Below are 16770 nucleotides of genomic sequence, written 5' to 3'. Positions count from 1 at the left end.
TAATGCGAGGTTAACGGTGAGTGACTCTGTAGCGGCGTCGCCGATCCATGCGCGGGATTTGGCGGCCAGAATCGACGCCTTGCCCGCGTCGGCCGGCCTGTGGCGCTTTATCATTCTGCTGTCGCTGGGCGGCTTTTTCGAACTCTACGATCTGTTCCAGACCGGCTATATCAGCACCGGCCTTATCGCCGACGGCATTTTCCACACCGGCGCGCAGGGCGTCTTCGGCGTGTCGGATCAGGCGGCCTTCGCCTCCGCCACCTTTCTCGGCCTGTTCGTCGGCGCCAGCCTGCTGAGCCCGTACGCCGATCGCTTCGGCCGGCGCGCCACCTTCATGTTCGCCCTGATCTGGTATGGCGCCTTCTCGCTGCTGCTGGCGTTTCAACAGCAGGCGGAGTGGGTGATCTTTCTGCGCTTTCTGGTGGGCGTCGGGCTCGGCATTGAGCTGGTGACCATCGATACCTACCTGACGGAGTGGGTGCCCGCGCATCTGCGCACCCGGGCTTTCGCCTTCGCGTTCTTCGTGCAGTTCCTGTCGGTGCCGGCGGTGGCGCTGATGTCCTGGTGGCTGGTGCCGCAGACGATTTGGGGCCTGAGCGGCTGGCGCTACGTGGTGATCGCCGGCGCGCTGGCTTCGCTGGTGATTTGGCTGGTGCGCAAGGGGCTGCCGGAGTCGCCGCGCTGGCTGGTGCAGCAGCGGCGCTATGCGCAGGCCCGGCAGGTGATGCGGGATATGGAGCGGCGCTGCGGCGTGGCAGCCACGGACTTCCCGTCGCGCCCGGTTGACGATGCCGAGGGCGCGCCGCTGCGCGGCCGCTTTCGCGATATCTGGGCGCCGCAGTATCGCGATCGCACGCTGATGCTGGTGGTGATGAATTTCTTTCAGGCCATCGGCTTCTTCGGCTTCGGCAACTGGCTGCCAGCGCTGCTGTCGGGCAAGGGCGCTTCGGTCACCCACAGCCTGCTGTACGCTTTCTTCATCACGCTGGCCTACCCGCTGGGCTCGCTGCTGTGCAGCTTCTACGCCGACAAGATGGAGAATAAGTGGCAGATCGTGTTGTCTTGCCTGGTGACGGTGATCTTCGGCTCGCTGTTCGCGCTGCAGAACAACCCGCTGTGGCTGATCCTGTGCGGCTTCTTCATCACCTGGTCCAACGCCTGGCTGACCTACAGCTACCACTCCTATCAATCCGAGATCTTCCCGACCCACATCCGCGCCCGCGCCGTCGGTTTCTGCTACTCCTTCAGCCGGCTGTCGACGGTGTTCAGCAGCATCATTATCGGCATTATCTTGCAGTACGGCGGTTCGCTGGGGGTGATCGCGTTTATCGTCGCCAGCATGCTGATCGTGATGCTGGTGATCGGGCTGTTCGGCCCGAAAACGCGCGGCATCGATCTGGAAAACATCTGACGTTTTGCGCCGGCGGCGACGCCGGCCTCTTCAGCAAAAAAACTCGCGATCATGCGAAAATTATTCCGTTATCACTGCCTTTGCGCCTGCCGTACTGTTAACCCGTCCAAAATCCAATTCGATACCGAGCGGGGAACACGTCATGAGCACTCTTACCGCGCCCGATGGCGCACGCATTTTCTATAAGGATTGGGGCCGCGGCCAGCCGATCCTGTTCTCGCACGGTTGGCCGCTGTCCGCCGATGCCTGGGACAACCAGATGCTGTTTTTCGGCCAGAGCGGGTTCCGCGTGATCGCCCACGATCGCCGCGGCCACGGCCGTTCTGATCAAACCTGGCACGGCAACGACATCAACCAATACGCCGACGATCTGGCCCTGCTGATCGAAACGCTGGATCTGCGCGATCTGATCCTGGTCGGCCATTCCACCGGCGGCGGCGAAGTGGCGCGCTACATCGGCCGTCACGGCAGCGATCGGGTGGCGAAAGTGGTGCTGGTCGGCGCCGTGCCGCCGCTGATGCTGCAGACGCCGGTCAACCCAGAGGGCACGCCGATGGCGGCGTTCGACGGCATTCGCAGCGGCGTGGCGGGCAACCGCTCGCAGTTCTTCAAAGAGCTGGCGGTGCCGTTCTATGGCTTCCAGTGCGACGAGGTGGAGAGCAACGCGGGGCTGATCGACAGCTTCTGGCTGATGGGCATGCAGGGCGGCGTGAAAGGGCAGTACGACTGCGTACGCGCGTTCTCCGAAGTGGATTACACCGCCGATCTGCTGGCGATCGACAAGCCGACGCTGCTGGTGCACGGCGACGCCGATCAGATCGTGCCGATCGGCGCCTCGGCGCTGAAAGCCGCTAAGCTTATGCAACAGGCGGAGCTGAATGTTTACGCCGGCGGCTCTCACGGTTTGGCGCAGGCCGATCCCGATCGCTTCAACGCCGATCTGCTGGCCTTCATCCAGAATTCGCCGTTTTAAGGGGGCGCGATGAACCTGACTGTTATCGCCGCCCGCTGCGCGCAGCGGCTGCACGCGCCTGCGGTGCGCTGGGTGCTGCTGCTCGCGATCTGCGCCGCCTATATTCAGGGCGGGCTGGTCAAGGCGCTGAACGTTGAGGGCGCCATCGCCGAGATGACCCACTTCGGCCTGCAGCCGGCGGCGCTGTTCGCCGTGCTGGTGACGCTGCTGGAACTGGCGGCGTCGGCGCTGATCCTGAGCGGTTTTTATCGCTGGCTCGGCGCGTTGGCGCTGGCCGGTTTTACCCTGATGGCGACGCTGATGGCCAATCCGTTCTGGCAGTTCGACGGGGCGGAGCGCGGCCAGATGATGAACGGATTTTTTGAACACCTCGGGCTGGCCGGCGCGCTGTTGCTGGTGGCATTTAACGATTTGAAGGAGCGAACGGATGGCTGAACAGACGGAAAACAAGGCGACGGCGGGCGGCTTCGCGCCGCTGAAAATTCCATTATTTGCGGTGCTGTGGGGCGCCACGGTGCTCGGCAACGTCGGCAGTTTTATGCGCGACGTCGCCAGCTCGTGGCTGATCACCGACCTGTCGAGCAACCCTTCGGCGGTGGCGCTGATGCAAACCGCCGCCACGCTGCCGGTGTTCCTGCTGGCCATCCCGGCCGGGGTGCTGTCGGACATTCTCGATCGGCGACGCTTTCTGATCTTCGTGCAAATTCTGCTGGCCTGCGTCAGCGGCAGCCTGTTGCTGCTGTCGCAGACCGGCGCGCTGACGGTGGAATACCTGCTGGCGCTGACCTTCGTCGGCGGCATCGGCGCGGCGCTGATGGGGCCGACCTGGCAGGCGATCGTGCCGGAGCTGGTGCCGCGCGGCGAGCTGAAAAACGCCGTGGCGCTGAACTCGCTGGGCATCAACATCGCCCGCTCCATCGGCCCGGCGGCCGGCGGTTTGCTGCTGGCCAGCTTCGGCGCCGGCGCGGCCTACGGCGCGGACGTGATGAGCTATGTGCTGGTGATCGCGGCGCTGCTGTGGTGGAAGCGGCCGAAGGTTGAGGACAGCGGCCTGTCGGAACACTTCTTCGGCGCCTTCCGCGCCGGGCTGCGCTATGCCCGTTCCAGCCGCGAGCTGCACGTGGTGCTGCTGCGGGCGGCGGTGTTCTTCGCCTTCTCCAGCTCGGTTTGGGCGCTGCTGCCGCTGGTGGCGCGCCGCATGCTGGGCGGCAGCGCCGGTTTTTACGGCGTCCTGCTGGGGGCGGTGGGCGCCGGGGCGATCCTCGGGGCGATCGTGCTGCCGCGCCTGCGCCAGCGGCTGAACGCCGACGGGCTGGTGTTGCTGGCGGCGGTGCTGACGGCGGCGGTAATGGCGGCCCTGTCGCTGGCGCCGCCGCAGTGGCTGGCGGTGGTGCTGCTGTTGGTGCTGGGCGCCGGCTGGATCATTGCGCTGACCACGCTCAACGGCGCGGCGCAGGGCGTGCTGCCTAACTGGGTGCGCGGCCGCGGCCTGGCCATCTATCTGATGGTGTTCAACGGCGCGATGGCGGCGGGCAGCCTGTTGTGGGGGCTGGTGGCGCAGGAGCTGGGCGTGGCCGCCACGCTGCTGGTCGGCGGCGTCGGCCTGTTGGCGGCGGGGCTGCTGTTCCACCGCCTGCGTCTGCCGACCGGCGAGGCCGATCTGCAGCCGTCGAACCATTGGCCGGAGCCGTTGGTTAACACGCCGGTCGAGAACGATCGCGGCCCGGTGATGATTCAGGTGGAGTACCGCATTCGCGAGCAGGATCGGCCGCAGTTCTTGCGCACGCTGCTGATGCTGGAGCGGGCGCGTCGCCGCGATGGCGCTTACGCCTGGGGCATCACCGAGCACACCGGCGATCCGGAATGCATCATGGAGTGGTTCCTGGTGGAATCCTGGGCGGAGCATCTGCGGCAGCACCAGCGGGTATCGCACGCCGACGCCGATCTGCAGCAGGAGGCGCTGCGCTTCCATATCGGCCCTGAGAAACCGGTGGTGCATCACTTCCTGTCGCTCGACCGGCGTCAGGTGAAGCATTAACTGCACGGCCAGGCGGTGAGAAGGTGCTATGCTTTTGGTCGGTTCGGCGGCGCGGCCGCCGTAAGACGAATGTAGTCAGCACAGGGAGACATATTGATGACGGCACCTTCTGCTTTTGCCCGCGAGCTTGGGCTGCGCTATCCGATCGTTCAGGGGCCGATGAACGGCGCGTCGCCGCCGGCGCTGGCGGTGGCGGTGAGCAACGCCGGGGCGCTGGGATCGTGCGCGGCGGCGCTGTTTTCCCCGGCGGTGATCCTCGAGCGCGTGCAGCAGATCCGCGCGCAGACCGCCGCGCCGTTCAACATCAATCTGTTTCTGCTCGATGAGCAGCACCCGGATCTCGCCGAGCTCAAGCGCGCCCAGCACCTGCTGCGGCCGTTCCGCGAAGCGCTGGGGCTGAGTGAACCGCCCATGCCGACCCAATTCGCCGAAAACAACCGCGACCAGATCGCGGCCCTGCTGGAGGCTGCACCGCCGGTGGTCAGCTTCACCTTCGGCGTGCTGCCGCGCGCGACGGTCACGCAGTTCAAGAAGGCCGGTTCGCGGGTGATCGGCACCGCCACCACGGTGGCGGAAGCCCGCGCCTGGGAAGAGGCGGGCGCCGACTTCGTCTGCGTCTCGGGCGCGGAGGCGGGCGGCCACCGCCCGACCTTCCTTGGCGATATCGAACAGTCCTGCGTCGGCCTGATGGCCCTGCTGCCGCAGGTGGTGGCGGCGGTGAAGATCCCGGCGATTGCCGCAGGCGGCATCATGAACGGGCGCGGCATCGCGGCGGCACAATTGCTGGGCGCGCAGGCGGCGCAGCTGGGCACCGCATTCCTGTGCAGCCCGGAGTCGGGCATCGCCGAAGCCTGGCGGGCGGCGCTGCGCAACGCTGGCGATGACAGCACGCGCCTGACGCGCGCCTTCAGCGGCCGCCCGGCGCGCGGCATCGTCAATGATTTCATGCGGCAGATGCGCGCGGAAGAGGAGCAGATCCTGCCTTATCCGGTGCAGAACGCGCTCACCGGCGATATCCGCCAGGCGGCGGCCAAGGCCGGGCGCGGGGAGTTTATGTCGCTGTGGGCCGGGCAGGGTGTCGGCCTGGCGCGGCCGATGCCGGCGGCGGAGCTGGTCGCCACCCTGGCGGCGGAGCTGGAAGCGGTGTGACCTCGTCTGCGCGATTTATTGCTGTGGCAATGTAAAAAGACGCCGGGTGAGGTCTGATAAGAGATGAACAGTCCGGCGTTCGCGCCGGACTGTTGGTTTCTTGGCTAGACGAGAATATCGGCGGAAGCGTCGACATGCCCAACGATTTTAACCAGAAAATCAGGCAATTGATTGCCGGAGAGATTGATGGCCAGATCGGTGACATTCTGCTGCGCGTCATAATTCAGCGCCGCTTCATATAACGAGCCGCTTAAATTATCCACGAAGTGCAACTCGCCCCCCTCGGCCTTAGCCGTCTGGTTGAGCCACGACAGGTCGATTTTATCCTCCGCGGTCTGGAAATCGCGGATCCAATCCGGCGCGGCGGCTTGGCTGTCGCCGGCTTCGCGGAAGACGAAGGTGTCCGCGCCTGCATTGCCCCAGAGCTGATCGGCGCCGCCGGCACCGTAAATGATGTCGTTGCCTGCACCGCCTTTTAACGTATTGTTCAGCGCGTTGCCCACAAGAATGTCGGCGCCGCTGCCGCCGATGATATTTTCAATCTGCGCGCCGTAGGCGATGGCGATATTCGCCTTCAAGCCGCCGACATCAGAGAATGCGCCTTCGTTAATGTTGATGCGCTGATCCTGGCTGTAGCCTGAAAAATCCAGCGTGTCATTGCCGCCGGCATCCCAGATAGCCGCCACGATTTTGTCCGTGGACGCCTTAACGCTCAAAAAGTCTCGGTCCGTATTCGAGTTGAAACCATAGGTGGTATCGCCGGTGCGCGTGGTGGTATTCGCGCCGTAAAGCTTCTGTATGGCGGTAATATCATCCAGCTGCGGCCCTGATGGCCAAACGCCTTTATAGTCAGCGCTGGTGTATTGTTCGTTAAAATAGCTCATCAAAGAATATTGATGGTCGTCTTCATAATACTTCGCCGAGTTGGCGTAGGTGGGGTAGGTGGCATTTGACGCATCATAATTGCCGGGATGAGAAAGCCCCAACGCATGCCCTATTTCATGGGTGAGTGTATCCCTGGCGTAATTATTGGTTTGCGGATTGGAGGCGTCGTAGCCGTTATTGCCGCTGATCCAAATGGTGCTTTTTAGATTGCTCTGCGTACTTTCATACGAGGTGTAATTGCCCCCGCTGGCCGCCTTATAAAAACCAAACTTTATATCTGCATTTTTCGCGTCGTTGCCTTTAACCTCGGTGAACGTGATGTTGGCCACATCCGACCAGGATTGCAATGAAAGCTTGGTTTGGGCTTGCTGGGCGGCGGTAAGCTGCGCGGCGCCCGTCTTGTCGCTGCCCGTATAGACGGGGAAAGAGTAGGTCAAGGTAGCCGCATGGTCGGTCACGCCTTTGCCATTGGCGGAATAATGGCTCCTCAGCAGCAGATCTGAAACCTCTTGCGTGGTATATGACGGTTTACTGCTCCCCGCGTGATCGCCTCTTTCATAACGGGTTAAATAATCGGAAATCTTATCGGTCGCTAATGACATATCAAACTCCTTTGGACGTTGACAATATTGCACCTAACGCTCTATATGCTCGTACACAGGTTTGAAAATCAGGGGTAATTAAAGTGATATCATTGGCTTGCCTCCTTGGTCTGGCTTGAATATTGCGTTCAAGCGGAATATATCCTTATCATTAATCACGGTGAGGAATTAATTGTGCACTGTGATTGAGTTAAAGCAGTATAAACACAATTATTTTATTAATGAGTTATTCTTATATGAATCTTTTACATAAGATATGAGTAAAAGACGTGTTTAAATAACTCGTTGGAATTAAATCTTTATTTAATATTTCTCTGTAATCGGCGCGCGGCGTTTGCGTCGCTGATTTATCTTTCTGCTTTTCCAGCTCTTTATCTGTGAAATGCGGTGAGTAGCCGCCATTGCCGTAACGCATAGAGGCGGCCGCACGCCGGCTGTCGGCATTAATCGGATACGGGATTATTGAGGGCGCCCGCGTACACCGATTAACTTGCCTGATACTTAAAAACTGTAGGTGCCCTGCGCCAGGACGAAGTTCATGTTTTTCAGCCCGGCATGGTGCTGCAGGCTGTTGCTGACGTCGAAGTAGACATAGGCCACCTTGAACTGAAGATCGCTGCGCGGTGTCCAGGTGGTTTCGACCTGATACTGGTTGCCGATAAAGCGCGAGCCCTGTTCGCTGCCTTTCACCGGGCGCATCGGGCCGAGGTAGAAGGCATCCTCGCGGCGTTGCCGCCATAACGCGTCCCAGCTGAAGTCGATGGACAGGGTTTGCCACGGCGTGATCGTGACCGAAGGATGGATGGCGATCAGGTTCGCCGGCGCCACCAGCCCGTTCTCGGTCAGGTAGGGCAGCTTGGGGTACATGGCGTTAAAGGTATTGAGCTGCCCGTCGTGACCGTTTTTGTCGCCGCTGGCGATACCGATTTTGCCGCCAAAGCGCGGCCGCCAGCGCCAGTCGTTCGCCGTATAGCCGGCGTGCGCCGACGCCGACCAGGCGCGGATGTCGCGCTGTTCCGCGCTGCCGAACTGCCAGGCGGCCTCATTGTCCCAGTCGAAGCCCTGCGCCGCGCCGAAAATGCGCGCGCCGACGGTGTAGCGCCGCTCTTGCCCGCTGAGCTGCGCGTAGTGGGCGTCGTTATCTTCAAAGCCGAAGGTATAAAGATCGAGCGAGGAAGCCAGCGGCGTCAGCGGTGTGGTGCCGTACAGCCCCCATACCTTTTGGCTGTTGTCGGTATCGTCGTCGAAACTGCCGGTTTTGAGCGTAATGGGGTGGCCGATAAAGGCGTCGAGGCGGTTTTTGTCCTTGACCCAACTGGCGCGGATAGCGTCGAAGGAGCGGCGCACGTTGGGGCCGTCGCGGGTGCCCAGCAGGTGCAGCGAGCCCAGCGCAATCTCCTGGCGGCCGATCCGCAGGGTGCCGAGGCCGTAGGCGGTGGGCAGTTTCATATCCACATAGCCCTGGCCGAGGTAGGCATGATCTTCGTCGGTCGGCTTGCGCCCGCGGTCGCGCGGCGTGGCCAGCGACGATCCCACCTGCACATAGGCGCCGACATAGTCGCCGTAGTCGAGGCGCGCGCCAACCAGCAAGCGCTGCATGAAGGTGTCGTCGCGTCCGCCGTTCAGATCCCGCTGATCCGTCCATTCATAGCGCTCGCGCAGTGAACCGTCGAAAGACAACGTGGCCGCATCGCCCAACGGGATGTTTTTCCAGGGGGAAGCGGCGGGCTCCGCCGCCAGCGCGGGGAGCGTGGAGAACAGCAACAGTGCGGGTAGCGTGCGTTTCATCATGGATATCCGAAGAAAAAAGCGCGCCGCAGCGCGCCTTGGGTTTATTTAGCCGTCTGGTGAATTTCGGCGATATAGCCGCCGGGGAAGCTCACCAGCGCCGAGGCGCGGCGTTCCGCCGCCGTCGAATGCCACAGCACCTGCGCGCCGCTGGCCGTCGCTTTGGCCAGCGTGGCCGACAGATCGTCGACGCCATAGCCGGTGCGCTCATGGCCGAACGGATAAGGCAGATGTCCGTCGGTGACGAAAATGCGCGTTTTGCCGAAGCGGGAGTCCAGTTCGATCTGGCGGATCTTGCCGTTGCCGTTACGGCCGATCGCCGCATCGCTGACTTGCGCGTCGCTCGCCACCTTGGCGTGCGAGAATGCCCGATAGCTGTTAAGGAAGTCGTCGACGCGATAGGCGGAGAGGTACAGGCGGTTTTCCGGCACGCTCAGCAGCGGCTTGTAGTTGGGCGCTTTGGTGTGCCAATAAAGCTGCATGTTGACGCCGCCGGGCCACTGGATCACCGCGTCGCGGCCAATCGGATCGTCGAAGGGTTCGACCTGCACATCGGCGCCGGCGGCCTTGGCTTGCTGAATGGCGGCGTCCATATCCCTGACCAGAAAACCGTTGCGCTCAGCGCCAAACGGATGCGGGATCGGCGTTTTGAAATCGAACACCGAGAAGCTGCCGGCCGGCGTCAGTATCAGCTGTGAGTAGGTTTCGCTGGGCGTGGGCGTGACGTTGACCAGCACGCGTTCGGTGCTGGTGCCGCCGAAGGTTTTCAGGATGCTGTCGACAAAGGCATCCATCTTGCCGCGTTCGACGTAGACATGGGTGGTGTCATACTGCGGCCCTACGGCGACAGACGCCGTATCGGCCGCCCATGACATCGCCGGGAGCAGCAGCGCAAGGGCCGATATTCTCAGCCGACGAGAAGAAATGCCGATAATATGTTGCATGTTGACCTCCAGGTAGCGGTTATATTCCTGAGTGAAGCGTAATTTTCCATGAGCTTTCCCGTCGGCTGAAAAATAAAAACCAAAAGCGCAATGCGCGCCGTGAAACATTAACGAAGGGCAAACGTCAGGCGCCCAGGCGAATATCGCGCAGGTGCAGAACATCTATTTTTATGGCGTAAAACGATGGGGCGCCTTTGCCGGCCAAACCCACTGACGCTAAGGGACGGCGATGATGAGATCCGCCTCGTCGCGTGTTGAGGTGTATCGAGGATAATCCATAACGGTCATCTCCTTGATGGGATATATCGCATTAACGATGTGAGTTTACGCTCTTCATTGCCCTCTAAATATAAATACAGCATTAAAAGAATTGCCGCCCATCAAATTTTTATATGACTTGTTGAGTAAATACGAATAAGCGGGAAAAGAGAATATCGCGGCGCCTGACAGGGCTCGCCGAAGCAGGCCGTTGAGGGGGCTTACGCCAGGTTTGGGCGATCGTCGTAAGGGTTGTTGAGGTTCTTTGCGGGAAGGAACAGCGCGAAGATCAGCATCACATAGGGTGTGAAGCAGAACCAGGTCAGGCACCAACCACCGGAGTAACCCGCATCGTGCAAACGGCGCACATTGGCCGCTAGCATAGGCAGCAAAAACGCTGCAAGCACGAAAATGGAAATCTCATTCATCTTGCTGGCGATAACAGCGAGATAAAGCAGAAACCAAACGTGCTGGCACAAAAGCAGCATTGAATAAGGCCCACGGCTTTCGCGACCTGAGTAGGTGAAGGTCTTTTTGTAACAGTTGAGTAGACTATTCAGGATTCTCGGTTGTTTAGACATTGCGTGCTGATTGTCCTGACTTGTTGACGAGCCATAGCGACGAACAGGTTAAAACCAGAGAAATAAGCGCTGGGCCAGCAAGGTTAAACTGTTCAACAGCAATTGCATCCATCGGGATTTTGTTGAGAGGTTCTAGGAACTTGCTCTTAAGTATCAAGATGACGAGAAGGTAGACGAAGTGGATACCCACCCAAGTGCTATAGATAACGGCATATCGTCTAACGGATTTTGATTTTTTTGTCAGTACGATCTGCGTCAGGATGATGACACCGCACAAAATGAAAATCCCGGCGGCCTTAAACTGGGTAACGACCGTTGCTGCAACGTCAGAAACAAACAATGTTTTCCCGGCAAAGTAGAGCTTTGCCATTGGGAGGTGCAGAAAATAACCAATAAAACCATAAATGACTATCAGACTAATGAACAGCATCGTTTTCTTCATTTTTTTAGCTCCTTGGCGCTGCTCAAGGATAACATCAAATTTTTCATTTCTAGTTCAGTACGAATCATTATCAGATTCTTGGTCGTCTTGTTGTATTTTGCCATTGCAGTAGGGGCTGATTGTCCACCGTTGCTCATAATGAATGAGACGTCTTTCCTGCCATAGAGCTTCATCTCTGGGATAGGATCTTGGCCATAAATGTAAGGTGTGGGTACGTTAATCTTATAGGATTTTCCTAAAAATTCGGGGAGGGGGGCTTTTGCTCCATCCAGAGGTGTTATTCTTGTTTCAAATCCGGCGAACTCCAGTGAATAGAGCGTGCTGCCCCCTTGTTTGTCTCTACTGACCAAGTCGTTGCCCATCAGTATCTTAAATTTTTCCCAAATGCCGAGCTGTGTATAGTCGATCTTTCGCCCCTCCCAAAAAACCTCTTGTTCCTTACGCAATTGGTAGACGTAGCGCTGGATTTGTACAGCAGAAGGAGAGAAGTGTCCTATGGACGGGAGCCCATTTTTGCTGAAAATTTGTTCTTTAATGATAAATATTCCTGTTTCTCCGTAAACATTAATATCGTCCATGATTACTCCTATTTTATTGATTTTTAATATTTTTAAATTGTCTTCGTATACATTTAATCGCCCAACCTATCATGGGGTTATAAATTTTATCAATCAGTTAGTCATTTTTATGTGTTGCGTCGTCGGTTTTTACCCTCCAATAAAAAAGCCCGCCGACTTACCGTGGCGGGCTTTGTGCTGTCGCTAAGTTACGCCAGATCGAAACGATCGAGGTTCATCACTTTGTTCCAGGCGGCGACGAAGTCGTGGGCGAACTTCTCTTGCCCGTCGGCGCTGCCGTAGACTTCGGCCAGCGCGCGCAGCTGCGCGTGCGAACCGAACACCAGATCGACGCGGGTGCCGGTCCATTTAACCGCGCCGCTGCGGCGATCGCGGCCTTCGAACAGGCCGTCTTCACCGACCGGGTGCCAGGTGGTGCCCATGTCGAGCAGGTTGACGAAGAAGTCGTTGGTCAGCGCCTGCGGGCGATGGGTGAACACGCCGTGCTGCGTGCCGCCGACGTTGGCGCCGAGCACGCGCAGCCCGCCGACCAGCACCGTCATTTCCGGCGCGGTCAGGGTCAACAGCTGCGCCTTGTCGACCAGCAGCGTTTCGGCCGGCACGCGGTATTTGCCCTTCAGGAAGTTGCGGAAACCGTCGGCGAGCGGCTCCATCGCCTCGAAGGAGTCCACGTCGGTCTGTTCCTGCGAGGCGTCCATGCGGCCCGGGGCGAACGGCACCGTCAGGGTGAAACCGGCGTTCTTCGCCGCCTGTTCCACGCCCGCCGCGCCGGCCAGCACGATCAGGTCCGCCAGCGAGACGCGCTTGCCGCCGGTCTGTGCATCGTTGAAGGCGCGTTGGATGCTCTCCAGCTTGGCCAGCGTCGCGGCGAGCTGCGCAGGTTGGTTGACCGCCCAGTCCTTTTGCGGCGCCAGGCGAATGCGCGCGCCGTTGGCGCCGCCGCGCTTGTCTGAGCCGCGGAAGCTGGAAGCGGAAGCCCAGGCGGTGGAGACCAGCGCCGACACCGCCAGGCCGGAAGCCAGCACGGCGTTTTTCAGCGCGGCGATGTCCTGCTCATCGATCAGCGGATGATCGACCGCCGGGATCGGATCCTGCCAAATCAACGCTTCCTGCGGCACTTCCGGGCCGAGGTAGCGCGCGCGCGGCCCCATGTCGCGGTGGGTCAGCTTGAACCAGGCGCGGGCGAAGGCGTCGGCCAGCTCCTCCGGGTGCTCATAGAAGCGGCGCGAAATCTTCTCGTAGGCCGGATCGAAGCGCAGCGACAGGTCGGTGGTCAGCATGGTTGGGCGGCGTTTTTTGTTGGGATCGAAGGCGTCGGGAATGGTTTCACCGATGTCTTTCGCCACCCACTGGTGCGCGCCGGCCGGGCTTTGGCTCAGCTCCCATTCGTATTCGAACAGGTGGCGGAAGAAGTCGTGGTTCCACTGGGTCGGGGTGGTGGTCCAGGTGACTTCCAGGCCGCTGGTGATGGCGTCTTTGCCGACGCCGGTGCCGAAGGTGCTGTGCCAGCCGAGGCCCTGCGCTTCCAGTCCGGCGGCTTCCGGATCGGCGCCGACGTGAGACGCCGGGCCGGCGCCGTGGGTCTTGCCGAAGGTGTGGCCGCCGGCGATCAGCGCCACGGTTTCTTCGTCGTTCATCGCCATGCGGGCGAAGGTTTCACGGATGTCGCGTGCGGCGGCCACCGGATCGGGATTGCCGTCCGGGCCTTCCGGGTTGACGTAAATCAGGCCCATCTGCACCGCCGCCAGCGGGTTTTCCAGATCGCGGTCGCCCGAGTAGCGGCTATTCGGCCCGCCGCTCAGTTCCAGCCAGATCTTCTCAGAGCCCCAGTAGACGTCGTCCGGCTCCCAGGTGTCGGCGCGGCCGCCGGCGTAGCCGAAGGTTTTGAAGCCCATCGATTCCAGCGCCACGTTGCCGGTCAGGATAATCAGGTCGGCCCAGGAGATGTTGCGGCCGTATTTCTGCTTGATAGGCCACAGCAAACGGCGCGCCTTGTCGAGGCTGACGTTGTCCGGCCAGCTGTTGAGCGGGGCGAAGCGCTGCTGGCCTTCGCCTGCGCCGCCGCGGCCGTCGCCGATGCGGTAGGTGCCGGCGCTGTGCCAGGCCATGCGGATGAACAGGCCGCCGTAGTGGCCGAAGTCCGCCGGCCACCATACCTGCGAGTCGGTCATCAGGGCGTGCAGATCCTGTTTGACCGCCGCCAGATCGAGGCTGTTGAAGGCATCGGCGTAGTTGAAGTCTTTATCCATCGGATCGGACAGGGGGGAGTGCTGGTGCAGCGGTTTCAGGCTGAGCTGATTAGGCCACCAATCCTGATTGGTGGGGCCGTTCTGCGGTGCGGGCTGCTTGCCGCCCGAAAACGGGCATTTGCTTTCAGTTGTCATAATGCGCTCTCTGCTTCCGTAAAGATGCTCCAGCCGCCGGGCGTGGAGCGGTTAACAAGGCATGCGGGTAAGGCTTGCGTCGGGTGTTGCGCTAAATAACTGAACTCAATCGATTGACGTCACCCTCGCCGCCAACGGGCAAAGGGGGACATAGGGCTAAGCTTAGTCAGCGGCGGCGGAGAGATAAAATAGGAATGAGTGAATATTGTGATAGCTTGCGGCGATTTATGGGTGTGCTATTGATAGTCAACACGCCGCGTTATCGGCGCCGCAACATGACCGCGAGCACCGCGTCCGCCAGCTTGCCGAACGGCGCGCGCAGCAGGTCGGTAAAGCGCCAGCGGCTCTGGATGAAAACGCCTTTGGCGTGGCTCAGCGCCCGAAATCCTTCGATGCCGTGACAGGCTCCCATGCCGCTGGGGCCGATGCCGCCGAACGGCAGGTCGTCCTGGGCGAAGTGCAGCAGGGTGGCGTTGATGCTGACGTTGCCGGAGGTAGTGCGCGCCAGCAGCCGGTCCCGATCCTCGCCCGGCGGGCCGAAGTAGTAGAGCGCGAGCGGGCGGGGCGCGGCGTTGATAACGTCGAACGTTTCATCAAAGGCGGCGTAGGTGCGCACCGGCAGCAGCGGCCCGAAGATCTCTTCTTGCATGATCGCGCTGTCATCGGGGGCGCCGACGATAAGCGTAGGGGCCAGCGTGTTCGGCCGTTCAGACGCCGAGTCCGGGCGGTGGCCGACCGGATGGAGTTGCGCGCCGCGCGCCTGTGCGTCGGCAAGCAGCGCTTGCAAGCGGCGATAGTGCCTGTCGTTGATGATGGCGCCGTAGTCGTCGCCGGTTGGCCCGTCGGGATAAAAGCTTTTAACCGCCGCGTCATAGAGCGCCATGAAGCTTGCCAGATCGTCCTGATGAACCAGCAGGTAATCGGGCGCGATACAGGTTTGGCCCGCGTTCGACAGCTTGCCGAACGCCACGCTCTTGACGTTTCTGGCGTTAACCGCGCCGCGCGCCATAACGGCAGGGCTTTTGCCGCCCAGTTCGAGCGTTAACGGCACCAGATGTTTGCCGGCCGCCTGCATGACCTGACGGCCGATCGCCGTGCTGCCGGTGAACACCAGATGGTCGAACGCCAGCTCGCTGAATCTGGCCCCGACGTCCGGCCCGCCGGTCACGACGGCGACCTCATCGGCGGGAAACAGCGCCGCCAGCATCGTTTCGATCAGGCGGCTGGTATGCGGCGTGAGCTCCGAAGGTTTCAGCATCACGCGGTTGCCGGCGGCCAGGGCGGTGGCCAGCGGGATGAAGGTCAACGAGAAGGGATAGTTCCACGGCGCCATGATGCCAATCACGCCCTTGGGCTGATATTGCACATAGGCGCGTGCGGCCTGATACGGCAGGGCGACGTGGCGGCGCTCCGGCTTCATGAAGCGTTTCAGGTTGCGCAGCAGGTAATCGATCGCCTGAACGGTGACCAGAATCTCCAGAATGTCGGTTTCGTAAGGCGAACGGTGGCCGAAGTCCGCGCTGACGGCCGCCGCCAGCGCGGCGCGCTGGGCCAGAATGGCGCTCCGCAAGCGGCGCAGGGCGGCCTTGCGCTGTTGCATCGTCGGCGCGCCGTCGCGCAGGAAGGCGTGGCGCTGGGCGGCAAGCCGCGGCTCCATCGTCATGAGGATGTCATCTCCCTGCACTTGAATTCTCCTGATGCCGAGTGAAAGCGGGAATGCGGTTTGCCGAATTGTGTTTGACCTTAAAGTGAACTTTAAACCTATACTCGTTAAACGATCAACGCAAGATCGTCGGCCAACCGGGATGAGGGAGCCAGAGATCCCGGCGCCGTGCGCAGTATAAACCTTCTTTTTTAACCATAGTGTAAATGGGAGAAACGACATGGGTTATGTAACGACCAGCGATGGCGTCGAGATTTTCTACAAGGATTGGGGCCCAAAAAACGGCAAGGTTATCTACTTCCACCACGGCTGGCCGCTGTCCAGCGATGACTGGGATGCCCAGATGCTGTTCTTCGTGAACAAAGGGTTCCGCGTGGTTGCGCACGATCGCCGCGGCCACGGCCGCTCCAGCCAGGTGTGGGAAGGGCACGACATGGATCACTACGCCGATGATGTCGCCGCGGTGGTAAAACACCTCGGCGTACAGGGCGCCATGCACGTGGGCCACTCGACCGGCGGCGGCGAGGTGGTGCGCTACATCGTGCGCCACGGCGAGGACAAGGTGTCCAAAGCGGTGCTGATCAGCGCGGTGCCGCCGCTGATGGTGAAAACGGACAGTAACCCGCAGGGCACCCCAAAATCGGTATTCGATGATTTCCAGGCGCAGCTGGCCGCCAACCGGGCGCAATTCTATTACGACGTGCCCGCCGGCCCGTTCTACGGCTATAACCGTCCGGGCGCCAAACCGTCGGAGGCCATTATCTGGAACTGGTGGCGGCAGGGCATGATGGGCGGCGCCAAGGCGCACTATGACGGCATCGTCGCCTTCTCGCAGACCGATTTCACCGAAGATCTCAAGAAGATTGCCATTCCGGTGCTGGTGATCCACGGCGACGACGACCAGGTGGTGCCTTATCAGGATTCCGGCGCGCTGTCGGCCAAGCTGGTGCAAAACGGCACGCTCCATACCTATAAGGGCGCGCCGCACGGCATACCGACTACCCATGCCGATCAGGTCAACGCCGATCTGCTGGCGTTCGTGAACAGTTAAGCGCGAACAAGCACTTTTGCTCC

Annotated in this window: 14 protein-coding genes; 6 read left to right on the top strand and 8 right to left on the bottom strand. The window is 60.7% G+C overall.

Annotation, left to right across the window (positions count from 1 at the left end; translation table 11 throughout):
• Positions 1-16 precede the first annotated feature (16 nt).
• The 5 genes from HWW83_RS05800 (at position 17) to HWW83_RS05780 (ending at position 5571) form a co-directional block, all read left to right on the top strand.
• Entirely contained in the window at positions 17-1411 is a 1395-nt protein-coding gene (locus tag HWW83_RS05800) for an MFS transporter (RefSeq protein WP_170852885.1), read from the top strand.
• 142 nt (positions 1412-1553) lie between these two features.
• Positions 1554-2384: an alpha/beta fold hydrolase gene (locus HWW83_RS05795; RefSeq protein WP_033651868.1), complete on the top strand. Its 831-nt coding sequence runs from the start codon at positions 1554-1556 to the stop codon at positions 2382-2384.
• Between the two features lie 9 nt (positions 2385-2393).
• Positions 2394-2819 (top strand): DoxX family protein, encoded by a 426-nt coding sequence (locus tag HWW83_RS05790; RefSeq protein WP_033651867.1) that lies wholly within the window; start codon positions 2394-2396, stop codon positions 2817-2819.
• A complete protein-coding gene (locus tag HWW83_RS05785) occupies positions 2812-4422 on the top strand; it encodes an MFS transporter (protein ID WP_101452822.1) in 1611 nt (536 codons plus the stop codon). Before HWW83_RS05790 ends, HWW83_RS05785 begins: the two co-directional genes overlap by 8 nt.
• A 96-nt stretch (positions 4423-4518) precedes the next feature.
• Complete coding sequence (locus HWW83_RS05780) at positions 4519-5571, top strand: NAD(P)H-dependent flavin oxidoreductase (RefSeq protein WP_129992859.1); 1053 nt, start codon at positions 4519-4521, stop codon at positions 5569-5571.
• Positions 5572-5675: 104 nt separating this feature from the next.
• Here HWW83_RS05780 and HWW83_RS05775 read toward each other — a convergent pair whose 3' ends face one another.
• The 8 genes from HWW83_RS05775 to HWW83_RS05740 form a co-directional block, all read right to left on the bottom strand.
• Positions 5676-7058 (bottom strand): serralysin family metalloprotease, encoded by a 1383-nt coding sequence (locus HWW83_RS05775; protein WP_096242408.1) that lies wholly within the window; start codon positions 7056-7058, stop codon positions 5676-5678.
• Between the two features lie 501 nt (positions 7059-7559).
• Positions 7560-8849 (bottom strand): alginate export family protein, encoded by a 1290-nt coding sequence (locus tag HWW83_RS05770; RefSeq protein ID WP_096242407.1) that lies wholly within the window; start codon positions 8847-8849, stop codon positions 7560-7562.
• Positions 8850-8890: 41 nt separating this feature from the next.
• On the bottom strand, positions 8891-9790 hold the full coding sequence (locus HWW83_RS05765; protein WP_046688515.1) for a VOC family protein: 900 nt from the start codon (positions 9788-9790) through the stop codon (positions 8891-8893).
• A 479-nt stretch (positions 9791-10269) separates the two neighbouring features.
• Positions 10270-10629 (bottom strand): DUF805 domain-containing protein, encoded by a 360-nt coding sequence (locus HWW83_RS05760; protein ID WP_103100971.1) that lies wholly within the window; start codon positions 10627-10629, stop codon positions 10270-10272.
• Complete coding sequence (locus HWW83_RS05755; protein ID WP_089192004.1) at positions 10622-11071, bottom strand: hypothetical protein; 450 nt, start codon at positions 11069-11071, stop codon at positions 10622-10624. Before HWW83_RS05755 ends, HWW83_RS05760 begins: the two co-directional genes overlap by 8 nt.
• Positions 11068-11649 (bottom strand): hypothetical protein, encoded by a 582-nt coding sequence (locus HWW83_RS05750; RefSeq protein ID WP_055312014.1) that lies wholly within the window; start codon positions 11647-11649, stop codon positions 11068-11070. The genes HWW83_RS05755 and HWW83_RS05750 overlap by 4 nt, the downstream gene beginning before the upstream one ends.
• Before the next feature lie 188 nt (positions 11650-11837).
• Entirely contained in the window at positions 11838-14033 is a 2196-nt protein-coding gene (gene katG, locus HWW83_RS05745; RefSeq protein ID WP_176589071.1) for a catalase/peroxidase HPI, read from the bottom strand.
• Positions 14034-14292: 259 nt separating this feature from the next.
• Complete coding sequence (locus tag HWW83_RS05740; protein WP_176589070.1) at positions 14293-15696, bottom strand: coniferyl aldehyde dehydrogenase; 1404 nt, start codon at positions 15694-15696, stop codon at positions 14293-14295.
• A gap of 220 nt (positions 15697-15916) precedes the next feature.
• Here HWW83_RS05740 and HWW83_RS05735 point away from each other — a divergent pair, with 220 nt between their 5' ends.
• Positions 15917-16747: an alpha/beta fold hydrolase gene (locus HWW83_RS05735; protein WP_033643735.1), complete on the top strand. Its 831-nt coding sequence runs from the start codon at positions 15917-15919 to the stop codon at positions 16745-16747.
• The last annotated feature ends 23 nt before the right edge of the window (positions 16748-16770 follow it).

Origin of the sequence: Serratia ureilytica (assembly GCF_013375155.1) — a bacterium.
In the GTDB taxonomy this organism is placed as follows: Bacteria; Pseudomonadota; Gammaproteobacteria; order Enterobacterales; family Enterobacteriaceae; genus Serratia; species Serratia ureilytica.
This window is presented reverse-complemented; position numbering and strand designations above follow the sequence as displayed.

What these genes read in the sequence shown, in the direction of transcription:
- HWW83_RS05790 (WP_033651867.1), top strand. Translation starts at nt 2,394, where the DNA reads ATGAACCTGACTGTTATCGCCGCCCGCTGCGCGCAGCGGCTGCACGCG.
- HWW83_RS05775 (WP_096242408.1), bottom strand. Translation starts at nt 7,058, where the DNA reads ATGTCATTAGCGACCGATAAGATTTCCGATTATTTAACCCGTTATGAA.
- katG (WP_176589071.1), bottom strand. Translation starts at nt 14,033, where the DNA reads ATGACAACTGAAAGCAAATGCCCGTTTTCGGGCGGCAAGCAGCCCGCA.
- HWW83_RS05780 (WP_129992859.1), top strand. Translation starts at nt 4,519, where the DNA reads ATGACGGCACCTTCTGCTTTTGCCCGCGAGCTTGGGCTGCGCTATCCG.
- HWW83_RS05770 (WP_096242407.1), bottom strand. Translation starts at nt 8,849, where the DNA reads ATGATGAAACGCACGCTACCCGCACTGTTGCTGTTCTCCACGCTCCCC.
- HWW83_RS05795 (WP_033651868.1), top strand. Translation starts at nt 1,554, where the DNA reads ATGAGCACTCTTACCGCGCCCGATGGCGCACGCATTTTCTATAAGGAT.
- HWW83_RS05750 (WP_055312014.1), bottom strand. Translation starts at nt 11,649, where the DNA reads ATGGACGATATTAATGTTTACGGAGAAACAGGAATATTTATCATTAAA.
- HWW83_RS05765 (WP_046688515.1), bottom strand. Translation starts at nt 9,790, where the DNA reads ATGCAACATATTATCGGCATTTCTTCTCGTCGGCTGAGAATATCGGCC.
- HWW83_RS05735 (WP_033643735.1), top strand. Translation starts at nt 15,917, where the DNA reads ATGGGTTATGTAACGACCAGCGATGGCGTCGAGATTTTCTACAAGGAT.
- HWW83_RS05785 (WP_101452822.1), top strand. Translation starts at nt 2,812, where the DNA reads ATGGCTGAACAGACGGAAAACAAGGCGACGGCGGGCGGCTTCGCGCCG.
- HWW83_RS05760 (WP_103100971.1), bottom strand. Translation starts at nt 10,629, where the DNA reads ATGTCTAAACAACCGAGAATCCTGAATAGTCTACTCAACTGTTACAAA.
- HWW83_RS05740 (WP_176589070.1), bottom strand. Translation starts at nt 15,696, where the DNA reads ATGACGATGGAGCCGCGGCTTGCCGCCCAGCGCCACGCCTTCCTGCGC.
- HWW83_RS05755 (WP_089192004.1), bottom strand. Translation starts at nt 11,071, where the DNA reads ATGAAGAAAACGATGCTGTTCATTAGTCTGATAGTCATTTATGGTTTT.